This window comes from Ruegeria sp. BB10 (genome assembly GCF_056535725.1).
Window position 1 is genome coordinate 2,263,012 of record NZ_JBQFIW010000001.1, and the last position, 16,615, is coordinate 2,279,626.

At 55.2% G+C, this 16,615-nt stretch carries 21 protein-coding genes and 1 tRNA gene; 5 read left to right on the forward strand and 17 right to left on the reverse strand.

The features are described 5' to 3' along the window. Positions 1-208 precede the first annotated feature (208 nt). The 16 genes from ACR3EP_RS11655 to ACR3EP_RS11730 form a co-directional block, all read right to left on the reverse strand. Positions 209-613 carry an adenylate/guanylate cyclase domain-containing protein gene (locus tag ACR3EP_RS11655; RefSeq protein ID WP_480637945.1) on the reverse strand — a complete coding sequence of 135 codons (405 nt, stop codon included), beginning with the start codon at positions 611-613 and terminating at the stop codon, positions 209-211. Positions 614-916: 303 nt separating this feature from the next. Next, a complete protein-coding gene (locus ACR3EP_RS11660; protein ID WP_480639023.1) occupies positions 917-1,375 on the reverse strand; it encodes a PAS-domain containing protein in 459 nt (152 codons plus the stop codon). A 16-nt stretch (positions 1,376-1,391) separates the two neighbouring features. Then, complete coding sequence (locus tag ACR3EP_RS11665; RefSeq protein WP_480637947.1) at positions 1,392-1,685, reverse strand: HAMP domain-containing protein; 294 nt, start codon at positions 1,683-1,685, stop codon at positions 1,392-1,394. 12 nt (positions 1,686-1,697) lie between these two features. Further along, on the reverse strand, positions 1,698-2,258 hold the full coding sequence (locus tag ACR3EP_RS11670; protein ID WP_480637949.1) for a hypothetical protein: 561 nt from the start codon (positions 2,256-2,258) through the stop codon (positions 1,698-1,700). Positions 2,259-2,363: 105 nt separating this feature from the next. Then, the gene (locus tag ACR3EP_RS11675; RefSeq protein WP_480637951.1) at positions 2,364-3,032 is read right to left on the reverse strand and encodes a hypothetical protein; all 669 of its coding nucleotides are present in this window, start codon (positions 3,030-3,032) and stop codon (positions 2,364-2,366) included. Further along, entirely contained in the window at positions 3,017-3,478 is a 462-nt protein-coding gene (locus ACR3EP_RS11680) for a hypothetical protein (protein WP_480637953.1), read from the reverse strand. Before ACR3EP_RS11680 ends, ACR3EP_RS11675 begins: the two co-directional genes overlap by 16 nt. A gap of 767 nt (positions 3,479-4,245) precedes the next feature. Beyond that, positions 4,246-4,506, reverse strand: a complete 261-nt coding sequence (locus tag ACR3EP_RS11685) for a hypothetical protein (protein WP_480637954.1) — start codon at positions 4,504-4,506, stop codon at positions 4,246-4,248. A 37-nt stretch (positions 4,507-4,543) separates the two neighbouring features. Further along, positions 4,544-4,759: a hypothetical protein gene (locus tag ACR3EP_RS11690; protein WP_480637956.1), complete on the reverse strand. Its 216-nt coding sequence runs from the start codon at positions 4,757-4,759 to the stop codon at positions 4,544-4,546. Positions 4,760-4,789: 30 nt separating this feature from the next. Beyond that, positions 4,790-5,314: a MarR family transcriptional regulator gene (locus tag ACR3EP_RS11695; protein WP_480637958.1), complete on the reverse strand. Its 525-nt coding sequence runs from the start codon at positions 5,312-5,314 to the stop codon at positions 4,790-4,792. A 515-nt stretch (positions 5,315-5,829) separates the two neighbouring features. Continuing rightward, positions 5,830-6,039, reverse strand: a complete 210-nt coding sequence (locus ACR3EP_RS11700) for a MerR family transcriptional regulator (RefSeq protein ID WP_480637960.1) — start codon at positions 6,037-6,039, stop codon at positions 5,830-5,832. A 218-nt stretch (positions 6,040-6,257) separates the two neighbouring features. Then, positions 6,258-6,935, reverse strand: a complete 678-nt coding sequence (locus tag ACR3EP_RS11705; RefSeq protein WP_480639047.1) for a hypothetical protein — start codon at positions 6,933-6,935, stop codon at positions 6,258-6,260. Next, positions 6,853-8,034 carry a tyrosine-type recombinase/integrase gene (locus ACR3EP_RS11710; protein ID WP_480637962.1) on the reverse strand — a complete coding sequence of 394 codons (1,182 nt, stop codon included), beginning with the start codon at positions 8,032-8,034 and terminating at the stop codon, positions 6,853-6,855. The genes ACR3EP_RS11705 and ACR3EP_RS11710 overlap by 83 nt, the downstream gene beginning before the upstream one ends. A 148-nt stretch (positions 8,035-8,182) precedes the next feature. Then, positions 8,183-8,259, reverse strand: a tRNA-Arg gene (locus ACR3EP_RS11715). A gap of 64 nt (positions 8,260-8,323) precedes the next feature. Further along, positions 8,324-9,709: a sensor histidine kinase gene (locus ACR3EP_RS11720; protein WP_170378612.1), complete on the reverse strand. Its 1,386-nt coding sequence runs from the start codon at positions 9,707-9,709 to the stop codon at positions 8,324-8,326. Between the two features lie 15 nt (positions 9,710-9,724). After that, complete coding sequence (locus tag ACR3EP_RS11725; protein WP_170397640.1) at positions 9,725-11,143, reverse strand: dihydrolipoyl dehydrogenase family protein; 1,419 nt, start codon at positions 11,141-11,143, stop codon at positions 9,725-9,727. Positions 11,144-11,147: 4 nt separating this feature from the next. After that, positions 11,148-11,879, reverse strand: a complete 732-nt coding sequence (locus ACR3EP_RS11730; RefSeq protein WP_170378610.1) for a TVP38/TMEM64 family protein — start codon at positions 11,877-11,879, stop codon at positions 11,148-11,150. A 296-nt stretch (positions 11,880-12,175) separates the two neighbouring features. On the opposite strand from ACR3EP_RS11730, the gene rpmH reads away from it, so the two are divergent. Genes rpmH through yidD form a run of 3 tightly spaced genes read left to right on the forward strand, consistent with a single transcriptional unit; the run spans position 12,176 to position 12,994 of the window. Next, positions 12,176-12,310, forward strand: coding sequence for a 50S ribosomal protein L34 (rpmH, locus tag ACR3EP_RS11735; RefSeq protein WP_005980833.1), 135 nt, complete (start codon positions 12,176-12,178; stop codon positions 12,308-12,310). Between the two features lie 25 nt (positions 12,311-12,335). After that, positions 12,336-12,761 carry a ribonuclease P protein component gene (gene rnpA, locus ACR3EP_RS11740; RefSeq protein WP_170397643.1) on the forward strand — a complete coding sequence of 142 codons (426 nt, stop codon included), beginning with the start codon at positions 12,336-12,338 and terminating at the stop codon, positions 12,759-12,761. Further along, on the forward strand, positions 12,758-12,994 hold the full coding sequence (gene yidD / locus ACR3EP_RS11745; RefSeq protein ID WP_480637964.1) for a membrane protein insertion efficiency factor YidD: 237 nt from the start codon (positions 12,758-12,760) through the stop codon (positions 12,992-12,994). Before rnpA ends, yidD begins: the two co-directional genes overlap by 4 nt. A 28-nt stretch (positions 12,995-13,022) precedes the next feature. Here the strand turns inward: yidD and ACR3EP_RS11750 are convergent, their stop codons facing one another. After that, the gene (locus ACR3EP_RS11750) at positions 13,023-13,967 is read right to left on the reverse strand and encodes an alpha/beta hydrolase (protein WP_170351647.1); all 945 of its coding nucleotides are present in this window, start codon (positions 13,965-13,967) and stop codon (positions 13,023-13,025) included. Between the two features lie 112 nt (positions 13,968-14,079). On the opposite strand from ACR3EP_RS11750, the gene ttcA reads away from it, so the two are divergent. Together ttcA and ACR3EP_RS11760 are read left to right on the forward strand one after the other, a co-directional pair. After that, positions 14,080-14,973, forward strand: coding sequence for a tRNA 2-thiocytidine(32) synthetase TtcA (gene ttcA, locus ACR3EP_RS11755; RefSeq protein ID WP_170397646.1), 894 nt, complete (start codon positions 14,080-14,082; stop codon positions 14,971-14,973). A 71-nt stretch (positions 14,974-15,044) separates the two neighbouring features. Then, positions 15,045-16,589, forward strand: a complete 1,545-nt coding sequence (locus tag ACR3EP_RS11760; RefSeq protein WP_480637967.1) for a putative bifunctional diguanylate cyclase/phosphodiesterase — start codon at positions 15,045-15,047, stop codon at positions 16,587-16,589. Positions 16,590-16,615 lie beyond the last annotated feature (26 nt).

The following is a 16,615-nucleotide window of genomic DNA, read 5'->3' on the forward strand; positions in this document are numbered from 1 at the left end:
ACCACCTGATATTTTCATGTCAAAAATGCCGATACTGTCATTACTACTGTCAGGCGAATGCCGTGTTCGCTGCGGCGGCAAGGGCTTTGCTGAACATTTGACCGCTTTGGGCTCACTGCGGACATTCAGAGGTTAACAATAAGGAGCCAATGGGTTTCCGGTTTCTTCTGCGAACGTTTTCTGCTTGGCGAAAGCCTTCTTGGTTTGGTCAGTTGTTCCGGTTCAGCAGTATAAGAAGATGTTCGATTTCTTTTATCGCTTGAGCGCGGTCATCAGGTGAAATCTTTTTCACCTCTAATGTTACACTTAGACCGTCGCGGGAGATCGTGTGCATTGGCTCTACGCCCGCCTCGTCGCTAGCAGGCAGATCGACAAGATAGTTTCTAACCGGTTTATCAAAGCCCTTCACGATCCTAGGTTCCGACTCTGTTGCGTTGAACTGGTCACGAACCAGAGAAAATGTCTCATGCGCGATCGCAATTCTCCCTGGTTCAGCCAGTGTTTGAAGCCGAGCGGCAAGGTTCACTTCATTGCCGATGATCGTGTAGTCCATTCGGTCTTCGCTGCCGAAGTTTCCCACCGTGCAGTAACCTGTGTTGACGCCGATCCGCATCCTAAAAGGCTTCGATCCCAAGTTCCTCCAATGGCGCTCAAGTTCTTTCCTCGTAATTGCATTTCGACCGCGGTCCGCACGCACGCAGCTGCGTCTTTGCGAACACCAAGCGTTTCGGGATCTCCGAAAACATCATTATCTCATCACCGATGTACTTATCGATCGTGGCCCCGTTGCGGAGTGCGATCTGCGACATTTCCGTCAGGTAGTTGTTCAGCAGATTGGTGAGCTCTTCGGACTCGAGTGTCGGCGGTTTCAGTGAAGCCAACAATGTCGGCGAACAACACAGACAGTTTCTTTCGCTTACTCGCTATTTCCACTGTTTGCTGGCCGCTGAAAATAGAAGAGTAAATCTGCGGTGAAAGGTACTTGGACAACTGCGCCGATAACCCTTCTAGCGTCGCGTTTTCCGGGACACCAGCTCAGTAGCCTCCTCGGCGCGCTGTTTCGCTTCAAGCAAGGCCAATTCAGATTCTTTTGCTCTGTGATGTCAGCGTAAATTGCGACGGTCCCGCCATCACTTGTTTTGTGTTCCGTCACCTCTATCCATCGATCCGGCTTGTGTCGTTGAATAAAAGGACCTGACGGGTCCTTGTGACGGTGGAGCCGATCATCGATCCAGCCTTCCTCTCTATCTACGGCATCAATGATCTGACCCGATCGCGCTGCCGCCTCAACGACATCTTTGAAGAAGGCGCCTGATTTGAGAGCTTCATTAGTGTTTGGCTGTACAAGATCTTGATAGCGCCGGTTGGACAGGATGAGGCGATCCTCACTGTCATAAAGAGAAAACCTTCTGCGATGGTCTCGATGGCATCGATGAGCCGCTGCCGTGCTTCAGCCACTTGGCGCAGATTTTTTCCTCAACTTCCACTGCCGTATCCCTGAATACTTTGAGTGCCTTTGCCATTTCGGAGATTTCGTCGCTTGCCTTGGATTCGGGCACATACGCACGCAGATCACCGCTCGCGATGGATAACATAGAGCGGCTCAAACTACTCAAGCGTGCAACAAAATGGCGATCAACGACTAGCCAGGAAGAACAGCAGCATAACAACGGTAAGAACGCCAATGGCGATGCCGGCTATGATCGGTCGATTGTGGATTTCCGCTCGCGGTCTACAGCGATTTGTAAATCCGCCCGCAAATCAACAGTGAGTTCCTCCAGCGCACCTGACAAAGAAGCGAGAGCTGCATCCAGAAATATCGCTCTTTCCAGCAAAGTATCCATATCTGCCGCATCCGCCGACAGTGCCGCTGTTGTTGCTTCCAACTCGCTACGGACGCGGTCAAAAGCTGCCAGAACTGCCGCCTCTGAATCACTGGCACTTTGATCCGCAACGCCCGTGCCGATAGCCCTTACTCGCTCACTCAGCAGATCGAATCCGACTCGGAATGGTTGGACATCATCGCTCTGTACAACGCCATCAGTCATAAAGGAGACAGGCAATTGTTTTGATTCGGCGCGCAGATCGGTAACCAGATCAACTGCGGAGAAGCTGTTTTCAATCGTCTCATGCGCAGATGAAATGAAATTCACCGCGTGCTGCAATTCGCGAATGAAGACATTAACGAGCAGGATTTGCAAAATAAGAAGCGCAACCGGAACTGTTATAGCAAGAAGTAGCTTGTTCCGAATGCGCATGAGCCTAACCTTTGTGATCCGGTTAAATTTTACCTGCTTCGCGCCACTTGTCGAATATTGGCGAAATGGCGGCGCCAGCCAGATCCATTGCCTCTTGAGGTGTCGTCATTCCTTCGCCACGCGCGCAAACATTTCAGGAATAATACGACGTTTATCACCTCGTCGGTTGCGGCATTGGAGTGCCCGGGAAATCCAAGGTTTGTAAGGGTGTCGGGCATCTGAGAGAACGTCGTACCGTCCGCTTGCTTTGGAAGCGGTATGGATCAGGTCACCAAGATCGGGAACGGCACCCGGAAAAGTTGGCATGTTCTGGAAACCACTTTTGGTAAGGCCATCCGGGAATGAACCGATGTAGTCCAGGAGAAATTTTTGGGCGCCTTCGACGTTGCGAGCGAAGCGCCAGATAATAAACGTATTTGTGGCAAACGCGGGGCCACCCCTCCCGGATGGTCCACCAGGCAATTTTGCCAACGTTAGATAAGGCTCTACAGGCAAGCGTTTTGCCTCTGCTGCTCGCACCACAGACATCGTATCAATGGTTAAACTCGCGGCACCAGACAACATCGCTTGGTTATTGGATGCCGATGTCCAGTTGAGGACTTCCGGTGACATCGTTTCTTCATAAAGAGCTTTGCCAAACTTCAGAACCTCAAGGGTATTTGGGGAGACCAGTGAAGGGCGCCCGTCCTCATTCTGAACAAACGATCCGAAAGCCGCCATCAGTGCCCGAAGGCTGTGGTCTGCATTATGTTCAGGCGCTAAACTGAGTCCCACAGGAGCTTCGTGGAGCAGTTTCGCTGCGCGCCCCGCCTTCTGATGCTGTCCCAATTGTCCGGGATAGTTCCCACCGCGCTCCAGACGTCACTTCGGTATGTGACAAGCGCCGGCGCATAGCTTTCCGCAAAGCCATGGTAGCGTCCCGTGCGCGGATTGACGATGCTCTGGCGCACAAATTCAAGAGCTTCGCCAAATCGCTTTTCACATTCGATGTGAATGTCTTTGTGATCGATCGTGTAATCTTCCAGCGATGGCCGTGGTGACAGAAAGAGCACCAGATCGTGCCCCTCACCAACTTTCACTTCTTCCGCTGCAAGCCGGTCAATTTCGCCAAGGCCCACATTCGATACCATGACTTCCGTGTTGTTTTCGCGCGACCACTTTTTGACAAACTCGTCGTTGAACCATGCTTCGTATGCTGGGACAAAATTTTTCCAACGCATGATACGTAGCACTTTCTGCGACGCATTCGCCTTGGAGGACAACAGAGCAGGCGCAACAAGACTAGCGCCGCAATAAACACTTATACCGGAAATGATCTGTCTTCGGTTCTTCAATGGTGTCTAGACCTGCCTTCAGAAGTATCTGAACCTTTGGCTCAGCCAACAGCGGATTTCGCGTTTGCCTGTTCGCAATAGCAATTCAATAAACATTGTGAATTCTAACGCAGCGTCAGCCACGTTGTCTATCGACGCCGTTAAACGCGCACAGCAGCCCTCCTCATAAAATACGACGTAGACAGAATATGTCTGCATTGAGCTCGGTGCGGTCATCCTACGAGTTCGGTCGAATGACTGCTTTGTGTTGGGACCAGTCAGTGCCCAATCAATGGATCAATTTCTGTAGCTCCTTATCGGTACGGATTATGTCGTTGATGGTCTTGCGCATTTTTTCGGCCTTTTGCGATCTGCCTCCGTGCTTCCATGACGGATGGTTTGGCCCTGCAGCGTGTCCGCCGCGCGCACCATGACCCCGGCACACGGTCCAACCTCTAACGGCGGGCGCTCGACATCGCTTGCCTGTGGACTTCGCTCTTGCGCGGCATCTGGGCGCATCTCTGAGCCTTTTCGTAGGGTCCATGAGGTTGCCGTCACTTTTTGTCATCGCCCCGCCCCCCCGTTTTGAACGTTTCCGACAATCGCCTGACCACCTTCTTTGACTTCAACGCGTTCAACACGGACGGTTTGATCTGCCTTGGAGCGGTACCTCTTCAGGGTTTCAACCTGGCTGGTGAAGGTCCGCGCAAGTTTGTTGAGCGCCCGTTCTGCTGAATCTTGTTGCGGGAGAGTTTTACGTGGTTCAGGCGACGTGCCATCATCATCGTGGCCTGATGGATCGCGCCCATTTGGATCGCAAGCATGGCTTCGATCTCGTCTTGTGGCCTTACCCCGGCAACAACCGACATCACGAAGTTCGACGCGGTCTCAGAGATCGAACTGTCCTGTTGTCCGAGTATGGCTACTTGATCCATGACGCCTTCGAGGAACCGATAGTCAACGGTGCCGAGCTCATGCATCGCCAAAGCACAAGCCGCTTTTGGGTCTTTTCCCTTGTGCCCAACCGTGAGCCTGCGTGTCTTCATCGAAGTCCAACTTGATATCCGGGGCCCGGACGCGTGATCTCTTCCGTTCCCTCAGATCGGCAACCACATTGGTCTCCTCTTCGGTAAGCTCGGAGCCCTTTGTCTGCTGATCGTTGCCTTTGTCTTTCTGTGTCTTGCTCATGTCCGCCTCGGGTAACAGGGAGTGGTTATATTAGTGTTCCGTTTCAGAACCGATGGACCTGCGAGAAATCGGCCTGACGGGTTCTGATTTGGAACCATTGGATTTTGGGTTCTCAAACGGAACCACAGAGGATGCTGACGGGTCCGTCTCAGAACCGCGTTTTGTTTTTTCGGGCTGCCAGAACCGCCAATCATTGGTGGCTGCTTTCTTGCCGGAACGGGTCTGCGTCGCCTTGGTCGTGAACCGCCATTCGTGGGCTCGACGGTGATACCAATTGCCTTCCTGCTCCAGCACAAGGAAGCCTTTGTCCTGCAGATCCTCGAAAGCGCGCTGAACTGTGGCCTTGCCCAATCCCAGGATATCTGCCGCCTCGTTCATCGACAGAAACACCTTACCATTGTTGCTACCGTTGAAGCGGGTGTGCAGCTCCAGCCAGAGCTTCACTGCAGGTCCTGACAACGCCCGCCATGCCGGAGATTTGATCATGGCATAGGGCAGCGGAACATATTGGCCCTCGTCCGACCGCTTGCCTTTGGGGGATCGGCGTCTACTCATCGCGACACCTCCGCTGGAAATGCGCGGGCAATGCATCCAGTTCGGGTAGGTCACAGCCGATATGCGTCCGGACGAGCCGGGTCAGGCCGGATTTGGACACACAATACCCGAGCGTATCCCAGGCCGCTCCCCCGGCCGGAAATTGGGGTCTCTGGCGCTGAAACAGCCATTGGATATCGTCCCGGCAGACAGAGACGCGGTAGATACTATAGCGAAAGAGTTCGCCCTTGTAGTTCTCAGCGGTTTCCCAATGATCGGTTCGGGAAGAGGGCCAGTGTCTGGCCCGCTTGCGTAGCTCTGGTTGCGCGGTTTGGAAAGGACGTTTCAGCCATGCTCGATCCGTCCTTTCCGAATGATCACTCGTTCGACCGAGTGGCTCTGACGCGACCAGTAAAACCGGCGCTCGTTTTGCCTTGTCGGCGCGGGGCATCCTGTGGCATCAACTGGACTTGCTAGGGTGGCAGTTGATGTCACTGGAAAAGCCCCATCTCCGCGCTTGGAGTTGGGGTTTTTCATTATGCAGCCTCGTTGTTGGGATCGGTGCGCCGAGTTGCCAGCCAGGCGTTCAGATCGGCGCCATGATAGGCGATCCGTCGACCGATGCGGATAAAGGCCGGACCACACATGCGGTGGCGCCATTGAGCCAGCTTTTCACGGTTTCCCAGCAATTGCATTTCAGGGTCTTCTGGGAAATAGACCCGGTCGTCACTGAAGACGTTTGCCATCGTTGAAACCCTCTTGGATCAGTTGCGATGGCTCCCAATTACTTTGCGATGTGTGCCATGTCGTATGAAACAAAGTGGATTAGCTTTTCAGACACTTGGTCTTGAACGAAACGAACAATAAGGTTCAGTCGGACTCGATGCCAGCAAAGTATATTTTCGCTACTGCATCATAAGAAAGGGCAATTCTCCCAACTTCTCGCAATGCTTCAGAAACGTAGTCACAGGCTGAAGTTTTTTCGCTGACTTGATTGCGTGTAGGAAAAATCCAACTTCTTCCAGACACCCGACAGCAAGGCATATTGTATTGTTTCTGAAAATGTTTTTATTTGATTCGGTCCTTTAGCTTTAGGCCTTTGGAACTCGTCATTCAGATAGTCTGCCAACCATGCTCCAAGAACCGGGCCAAGTGATCTCTCCCCCTGCCGAAGTAATTTCGTACAAGCCAACAAAACTCCATCAAAGAGTTCTGTTTCACACAAAGAGCGATGTAAAATGTTTTCTAGGTATTCTTGAGGCGAGTTGAACACCTCATCGCGAAGTTGTCCCGGAACTCTTCCAAGAGCTAATTCAACGTAGAAGCCTTCACCTTCGCACGCCTGAAGCACCATTTCGCTCCGACACTTTGCTAGTACTTCTTGGCCGTCAATAAGGTGCAGTTCTCCGAACCTAAGATACTCAGTGTCTTCGAGAACATACATTGCGATCTCGCGTGAAAGACCGTTCGACGCCATTTTCTTTGCGACTTCAATACGGTCTTTCAAACTCGTTATGGGATTGGACACTTCTTCTTTATCCGTAGTTTTCTTTATTGAATCAAGAGAGCTCTTTCTGGGCCACAAAAGCACACCATGATTGCACCAGCTCTCGCCGCCTTTCCAACAAATCCGACCGCGCATAGGCCCGCTCCACATCGGACCCAACCTGATGGGCCAAAGCAGCCTCCGCCAGTTCGCGTGGTGCGTTTGCCGCCTCCGCCGCCCAGTCCCGAAACGAACTGCGGAAGCCATGCACGGTTACACCATCCTGCCGCATCCTGCGCAGCAACATCAGCATGGACATGTTCGACAAGGGCTGATGCCGCCTTTGCCCCTCGAACACATAGTCAGAGGCCAGCGCACGCAGCGGCTCCAGAATGGCCAGCATTTCGTCAGTGAGAGGGACACGATGGACTTGCCCGCCTTTCATGCGCTCCGCAGGTATGGTCCAAAGACGCGTATCGACATCCACCTCGGGCCATTTCATCTCCAGCACCTCAGAGGTTCGGCAGGCGGTCAGAATGGTAAACTGCAGCGCCTTGGCAGCCATGGCAGAGCGGGTTTGCAATTCGGCGTAGAACGCGGGCACCTCCTGCCACGGCATCGCGTCGTGGTGCTGCACCTTGGCTTTGACGGTAGGCAGCACCTTGCCTTCGCGGATCGCGGTCACCGGGTTCTCGCCCGAGCGGAAACCCTTGGACTTCGCCACATCGAGTACCGTCTTGATCCTTTGCGACAGTCGCTTTGCGGTTTCGTGTTTCTCGGTCCAGATGGGGGAGAGACACATCAGCACTTCAGGCTGATCAACGCTGTCCACAGGCATCCGTCCGATCTTAGGAAACGCGTAGTCGCGCAGAGTGTTGAGCCATTGCTGGCCATGTTTGGCATTCTTCCATGTCGGCAAGCGGTCGATGTGAACCTGACGACAGAGTTCTTCGAAGGTCGGGATTTCACGCTGGGCATTGAAACGCGGGTTCAAACCAGCTTTCGCCATTCGCCTGTATTCGAGCGCTCTTTCTCGGGCCTGGTTCAAAGAGACAACATCAGCGCCGCCCAAACCGAAGTCCGTTCGCAGCGGTGCACCCTTTCGGTTCTTCTGTCCTTTGACCGTTACGCGCACGATCCAACGCCGTGCGCCCGAGGGATCGACAACAAGGTACAGGCCAGAACCGTCGCCATGCCGACCCGGGCCAAGATTCTCTACCAGCTTCTTTGTCAGCTTCCCGCTGAGCGCAGCCATGAAAATACCACAAAATATACCACTTAATGAAAGTATAACGGTATGATCGGATAAAATCCAACAAAACCCTTCAGCGCGGCTACAGCCATAAAACACAGAGGTTTAAGCAACCTAGTGTATCTCGTCGAAATTTGGATAAATCACCAAGTGGCGGACCGAGGAGGATTCGAACCCCCGACCCCTTGATTCGTAGTCAAGTACTCTATCCAGCTGAGCTATCGGTCCGCGTTGGTGAGGCGGTATGTAGACCCACGTCAGAGGACGTGCAAGCCGATTCTTCAAAAAACTTTTAAAAAGTCACGTCGCCCTGCGGCAGCCTGATTTCAAAGGTGGTTCCCTCCGGTCCGGTCTGGGTTAGAACCAAGTCGCCACCATGTCCTCGCACCAATTCTTGCGAGATGGCAAGCCCAAGGCCCGAGCCTCCTTTGCGCACCCCGCCTTGAAACGGAGTGAACAGGTTTTCGCGCGCTCGCGGGGGTAAACCAGGGCCGTTATCCCTGATCTCTACGCACCAGTCATTGTCGTGTACGCAGCCGGCAATCGTGATTCGGCCCGGCTTTCCGGACGCCACCAACGCCTGACGCGCGTTGCGCACCAGGTTCATCATCACGCGGAAAATCTGTTCGGGATCTGCGCGCGCCACGAGGTCTTTCGGAACCTCGTTCACAATCTCGACACAGGCATCAGCAATGGCGAGCTTTTCACTTGCCACAACATCCTCGGCCACGTCGCGCAAAGGCACCATTGTCAATGTCGGTGCCGGCTCTTCCGCCCGACCAAACGCCAGCGTGTTTTCACACAATGACACAGCCCGCGTGATCGAGTTGACCAGCTTCGGCGCCATGCGCCGCACCAGCGGATCATCGCTGGCCTCGATCCGATCAGTGAACAGCTGCGCCGACGTCAGGATGTTGCGCAGGTCATGACTGACCTTGGCCACAGCACCACCCAGCTGCGCCAGTCGTTCGCGCTGCTTCAAAGCTTGCGTCAGTTCGGTCTGTAACTGCTGCAGCGCCTCTTCAGCTTCGCGCAACTCGGTCACTTTGGAATTGGGCGAGATGATCCCGCGGGCATCTTCGGGGGCGCTTGCATAGCGCTGCATGTACCCCACGACGCCCTTGATCGGCTTCACCAGAACAACGCGCACGGCAAGGAACAGGAAAAACGCGGTGATAATTGAAATGACAAAGGAAAGACCCAGAATACGCAGGCCATAATCGGTCATCGCCATCCGCAGAGGCTTGCTGTCTGTCGTGACCTCGATCAGAAGACCTGCATCTTTGACCGGCTCACCAATCACGCGAATGACTTCGTTTTCAGGTGTGAACAGGCGCGACATGGCGTCCCGGATTAAAATCCACGGTCCGGCATCGCGCAGATCATAGGTATTGGCGATCTGTTCGGGAATAGGCGAGGACAGCATCAGCTGTCGAATTTCATCGCGCCGCAGCACCACATTATACACGCCCGCGTTGACCAACAATTCGGCCTCAAGATCCTCGGCCAGCATGTCATCAGCCAACAAGGCCAGCGAAGCGATCTGCGCACGCTCTAACCGGTTCAACAGGAAGTCTTCGCGAAACCGCGCAATCGAGGGGACAAAAATCAAAATCTCGGCCAACATTACGAAGACCGTCGTCAGGATCAGAAATCGGCCCGACAGCGAGTTCACTATACGCTCCTTTTCCGGTTAGGGTATCCAGCGTTGGACGAACCCGACCACTCGTTTAACCATTTGATTCTCAAACAGCCTTGGCGTGAAATAGGCACCTGCCACGCGTTTGTTAAGCTCTCCGATCGTCGGATAGGGCGAAATCATCGCAGCGATCTGCCCCATCTTCAGATTATTGGCGAGCGCCAGCGACCACAAGTTGATCAATTCGCCCGCCTGATGACCCACGATTGTGGCGCCCACGGGACGGCCTTTTACGACCATGACCTTAATGAAGCCTTTCGTCTTGCGTTCGGTTATGGCGCGATCGTTATGGTGATAGTCAAAGCGCGCGATCTCGACCCTGTCGCCATGCTGGTCGCGGGCTTGCGCCTCGGTCAGGCCGACCTGCGCCAGCTCCGGGTCCGTATAGGTGGCCCAGGGGATATGTGTCGATTTTGCCTTGGATGGCAGGCCAAACAAGGCCGAGCGGATGATGATCCCGGCATGATACCCGGCCACATGGGTGAATTGCAGCCCGCCCGCCACGTCGCCGATGGCATAGACCTTGCGGTTCGTGGTGCGCAGCGAGGCGTCCACCTTAATCCCAGTACGGGTTGGTTCGATCCCGGCGGCTTCCAGATTAAGGCGGTCGGTATTGGCTTTGCGCCCGGCGGCGATCAGCAGATGCGAGCCGGTGTAGATATCGCCATTCTCGGTCACGACATCGACCAGCCCGTTATTGTCCCTGATTTGGGCAACCATCGCCTGTTCATGCAGGGCTACACCTTCGGCGCGCAAAGTGTCCAACACAACAGCCGCCGCGTCAGGGTCATCCTTGCCCAGCGCCTGCATGCCTTCGATCACGGTCACCTCGCAACCAAGACGGATATGGGCCTGTGCCATCTCAAGCCCGATAGGGCCACCACCAATGATCAGCAGATGCTCGGGTTTTTCACGCAGCTCGAATATGGTTTCGTTGGTGTAATATGGCACCTGATCCAAACCCGGGATCGGCGGCACCAAAGGCGACGAGCCGGTGGCAATCACCACCCGTCGCGCAGTGATCAAGTGATCGCCCGCCTGCACCTGCGTGGGGGAAACAAAGCTGCCGAATTCGCGTATCACTTTGACTCCGAAGCCTTCAAAGCGTTCCTGGCTGTCCATCGGTTCGATCTGGGATATCACGTCACGGACGTGATCCTTAGCAGCCGCATAATCCACTTGCGGCATCACGTCTGCCACACCCATGGCTGCGGCATGGGCCTGCCCATAAGCTGTCTTGCCGCTGGCGATCAGCGCCTTGGAAGGTACACAGCCAAAATTCAGGCAGTCACCACCCATCTTGTGACCTTCCAGCAAGATGACGTCGGCCCCCATCTGACTAGCCCCGGCGGCAACGGACAAGCCACCCGACCCGGCCCCGATCACCAGGATATCCGTCTTCAGTTCTTGCATGAGTTCAGGTGTCCTTTTTGCCGCGCAGGGCTTTGATAACTATCGGCAACGCGGCCAGCACACACAAGCCCAGGATGGGGCCGATTACGAAGGGTTCCCACAGCAACGAGACATCCGGCGTCTCACCGCGGTCGAACACGCCACCCAAACCAACACCGATCCAAGTGTACACGATGCCGCCCGGAATGATGCCCAGCGCTGTGGTGATCAAGAAGTTGCGGAATTTCACCCCCACCAGTGCCGGCACCAGATTGGCGACAAAAAACGGCACAACCGGCACAAGACGCAGCAGGAACAGCACCGAGATTTCGTTCTCGCGCAGGCCGTCCTTGAGCTTTTTCACGGTGCCTTCCGAAGCCTCCAGCCGTGCGGTCAGGGATTCACCCAGCCCCCAACGCGCGGCCAGAAAGATCGCCGATGCACCGATGGTAGCTGCAAAGACGTTAAAAACGGTTCCGGCAAAAAGGCCGAACAGAAACCCTCCGGTCATGGACGCCACAGCCGCGCCGGGCAGCGAAAAGGCGACGATGACGATGTAGATCGCCACAAAAGCACCCGCCATGGACCAATAATTCGCATCCCGCCACGCCAAAAGGGCTTCGCGGTTGTCACGCAACGTCTCGAACGTCAGATAATCGCCCAACGTAAAGAACCCCACCGCAGCCACGGCGAGAATCACCAGCAAAGGTACGTGTCGCGCAAGCCCTCTGCGCGGGGTTTGGGTGGTTTCGCTCATCAAGCTGTCCGGTTTGGTGCGTTTCATTCTGCCCCCAACATGCGCCGCGCGGGACCCATGCAACAGGGACCTCACGCGGCGTTGATGCAAATGACGGGTAATGTGAGGGTTTGAGGCCATAAAACCGCTATTTTGAAACCTTTTGCGTGACGCCGTACCAGAATTGTTGCAAAAGGCGTCAAAACCCCCACCTAGGGGTTTGACTTACCCACCGCTACCCAGTAGAGGACGGGCTTCGAACACTAGGGCCAGGCGAATCCGCGCCGCACCCCACCGCATAGATTGGAGACGGAGCGATGAAACGCACCTATCAGCCTTCGAACCTGGTTCGCAAACGCCGCCACGGTTTCCGCGCGCGCATGGCCACCAAGGCCGGCCGCAAGATCCTGAACGCACGTCGCGCACGCGGCCGCAAATCGCTGAGCGCATAAACCGCTCACCGATCAGGTTATGAACATGACGCCGCCGGAGGCCCCTGAGGATGGTAAGAACCAGCCGAGGGTCAAGCCCCCGGCGGCGTCCGTTTGCGTGCCTGAAACATTGACTGTTCTCAAGAAACGATCCGATTTCCTGAAAGCCGCCCGCGCGCGCAGGCAGGGCACCTCGTCCATGATGGTGCAGGCGCGCAAACGTGCTGCGGATGAAGCTACGGGGATTCGCGTCGGATTCACTTGTTCCAAGAAGGTTGGGAATGCGGTGGCGCGTAACCGCGCCAAGCGGCGCCTGCGCGAAGCTGCCCGCGCGGTTCTGCCCGCACAGGGTCAGAATGGTTGGGACTACGTGCTGATCGGCCGCGCCGAGGTCACTGCCGCGCGCCCGTTCGAGGCTCTGCTGGATGATCTGCGCTATGCCCTGCGCAAAATTCACAGCGCGCGGAAATGACTCTGCTGTCTCATATCCTTGCCCTGCCCATTCGGGCTTATCGGCTGGTGTTCAGTCCCTGGGTTGGTTTCAATTGCCGCTATCGGCCCACTTGCTCGGCCTATGCGCTGGAAGCATTGGAAAAGCACGGCGCCATCAAAGGCGCGTGGCTGACCGCCCGGCGGATCGGGCGCTGCCATCCTTGGGGTGGTGACGGGTATGACCCGGTTCCAGAGCAAAAACCAAAAGACTAGAGCAGACGTGTTTCAAAGAATAGCGGTCTTAACTCGGCCTTAAAGCAAGGTTGCCCTGCGTCGTGTGTGTACGGGTCGGGATTTCCTCGCGGTCCAACTTGCCAGAAATGGTGTGGAACACGTCTTCAAGAAATACCGGGTCATCAAAATAAAACGTGTGTCCGGAATTGATACCGCCGTCAAAACCGCCTTGCTTGAAGCGCGCCGCGCAATACACATTGGCGGCCTTGCTATGCAGCGGCCTGTTCATACCATTCCGCCCAACCCTTGGTGCAACCCCGATCCGTTTGACCGCAGATATCGACAGTACGTCATCCATTGTATTGTAGTAATTCGTCAGTCGTACGCAGTGACGATAAAGCGATGAAGACTTGGAGCTCTCCGGATCAAGCGATTTGACAGACAGATCTCCAGCCACCAACATGACCTGGCTGACTGACCAGCTTTTGCTGGCAATTCGGGCTCGGTCATCGGCATCATCAAATGCTTCGCGCACCACATAGCTGCCCATCGAATGTGCCAGTACGTGCAAGTCGATCCGACACTCTGGTCGCTGCATCTCCGAAAACATCGCGACGCCGTCCCTCACCAGCCGGAAAGCCGATTGCTTGGCATCCATCCGGTCCTCCAGGTAATTCAAGGCCGAATCCGCACTGGGCCAGTCAAAGCTGACAACAACGCCTTTGAAGCCGTGTTCTTTTAACCCTGCTTTGATTTTGCGGTGCCGCACAAGAACTTCCGCCTGAGAGTTATTGAACCCATGCACGTAGAACACGATGTCACCCTCGGTATAAGGGTTCGTCGTACCGCCCTGAGCGGCCAATATGACCTTGTCGCGCCATTCTCGCTTTGTGATCTTGTGCGACAGCATCATATCATCCGCGCTTTCCGGAATTTCCAGAAAATGGCTGGCTGCAGGCTCGTTAGAAAAGCCGTTTCCGCTTTTGCCGCGGGCAACAAAGGCATAGTCCATAATAATCTCCTCGATAAATGACGCCCTTTTATCACAGGTCAACAATGCCCCAAAATCTACAATCCGGCTTATCGCGCTTGCCCGCTTGCCATATCGACTGTAACCACGGCGCATGTTTGACGAAACTGACGATATCCACCCGCTCTTTGCTGGCGCGCCCTCGACCACCGAGTTCAAGAAGCTGCGCAAACGCATCGTGCGCCAGACCCGTGAAGCCATTGAGCATTACGGAATGGTGGACCCGTCCGCCCATGACAAGGACGGCAAACCGCCCCGTTGGCTGGTCTGCCTGTCGGGCGGCAAGGACAGCTATACCCTGCTTGCGGTTCTCTATGAACTAAAGTGGCGCGGGTTGCTACCGGTCGATCTGTTGGCCTGTAATCTGGATCAGGGTCAGCCTGGTTTTCCCGCCACGGTCCTGCCCGAGTTTCTGGAACGCATGGGCGTGCCTCACCGCATTGAATACCAAGACACCTATTCCATCGTTGTGGACAAGGTTCCTCAGGGCCGTACGTTTTGCGCCCTGTGCTCACGCCTGCGCCGAGGCAACCTGTACCGGATCGCCCGCGAAGAAGGTTGCTCTGCCGTGGTTCTGGGCCATCACCGGGACGACATTCTGGAAACGTTCTTCATGAACCTCTTCCATGGCGGGCGCCTGGCCACGATGCCTCCGAAGTTGGTAAACGAAGAAGGCGATCTGTTCGTTTTCCGCCCGCTGGCCCACGTGGCCGAGACCGATTGCGAGAAATTCGCCACCTCGATGAACTATCCGATCATCCCCTGCGATTTATGCGGCAGCCAGGACGGCTTGCAGCGTCAGCAGGTGAAACAGATTCTGGATCAGTGGGAAAGAAACAGCCCCGGTCGTCGACAGGTGATGTTCCGGGCACTGACCAATGCGCGACCGTCGCATCTGTTGGACCCAAAACTGTTCGATTTCGCCAACCTTGCGCTAAACCCCGGCAAAAAAGACGAAAATTCGGACGAAATTCCTCAGCTGCGTTAACGTCTGACTCAGATTGGTTTTCTACGGTTGCCCAATACGTGCTTTGCCAAACGTAGAGGCTCAGAAAACCGATGTGGAAACATATCAAATTCGAACGCGTTCTTGATGCTCTCGCTTCTGTTCTGAGTGGCCCTGCCGCGCTGGCCTTTGTGCCCGCCATCAGTTTGGCGGCATTTTGGATCGGCGGGGAACGGGCGTTGGTGGTTGCCGCCCTCGTTTTACCCTTGATATTCGCAGGCGCGGCCACCTTTGACGCCCGCGCCAACAAGCAGCTTCAGCGGCGCAACCCGCCTGGTGGCATGATGGCAATAGATAGCTTTTACAACGAGCTGGAAGGCATGTTCAAAAAGGCAGTAACCGATGGTGCGGATTCGGCTTGCCTTCTAATCACCCTGGATGATTATTCCGACTTTCTCGATCTTCACGGCAATTCGGCGGCAAGTCATCTGACTAATCAATTTGGCAGCCGCATTCTTTCTGTTATCCGGACACAGGATATCGCGACCCGCCTGGAACCTAACAAAATCGCAATCGGCCTGCATCCATCCCACCAATTGGATCTGGAGGCCTGCATTCAGATGGCGGGGCGCATTCAGGCCGTCGTTGAAGAACCCTTTACACTCAATGGTGCTGGTGTCTACGTTTCCTGTTCAATCGGATTCAGTCTGCTGAGCAGCGTCCCTAAGGATCAGTACGAGGATTGGGTCGACGCCGCCAAAGCCGCCTTGGACGAGGCGCGGCGGAACGGGCCGTCGACCATTCGCGCGTTTTCCAGCGAAACACAGCGTCGCTCACGCATTCGCGCCAATCTTCGCAAAGAGTTTGAAGACGCGCTCGACAATGGTGAGATACGCCCTTGGTTCCAGCCACAAATCTCAACCGACACAGGTCGCGTTACGGGTTTCGAGGCTCTGGCCCGCTGGGAACACCCGCAAAAGGGTGTACTAAGTCCACAGGTATTCTTGCCGTTCGCTGAGCGGGCCGAGTTGATGGAGAAATTCGGTCAGGCGATGCGGCACCATGCTTTCGCCGCGATGCGCGATTGGGATCGAGCCTCGGTCGTGGTTCCTCGGATCGGCGTGAATTTCTCTTCTGATGAACTGCGCGATCCAGCGTTGATCGACCGCCTGAAATGGGAGTTGGACCAGAATGATTTGACACCGGACAGGTTGGCGGTGGAAGTTCTGGAAACCGTGTTCTCGCGCCGCCCCGACGATGTGATAACCCGCAACGTGACCAGCATGGCCAAGTTGGGGTGCTGCATCGATCTAGACGATTTCGGCACCGGCCACGCATCTATTGCTTCGATCAAGCGCTTTGATGTTTCGCGGATCAAAATTGACCGCTCTTTCGTCGCCAAGGCAGATCGTGACGCCAGCCAGCAACAACTGGTCAGCGCAATACTGACGATGGCCGAGCGGCTGAATGTCGAAACGCTGGCCGAAGGGGTTGAGACCCAAGGCGAACATGCCTTGATGGCGCAATTGGGGTGCGATCATGTTCAAGGGTTCGGAATTGGCAAGCCAATGCCCTTTGAAAAGACGCTGAATTGGATCGCGGCACATCAGAACAAGGTCAACGGAATGCCGAAGATCGGGCGCAAGACAGGACCGTAATCGCTGATTTACGCCACAGAAACGCG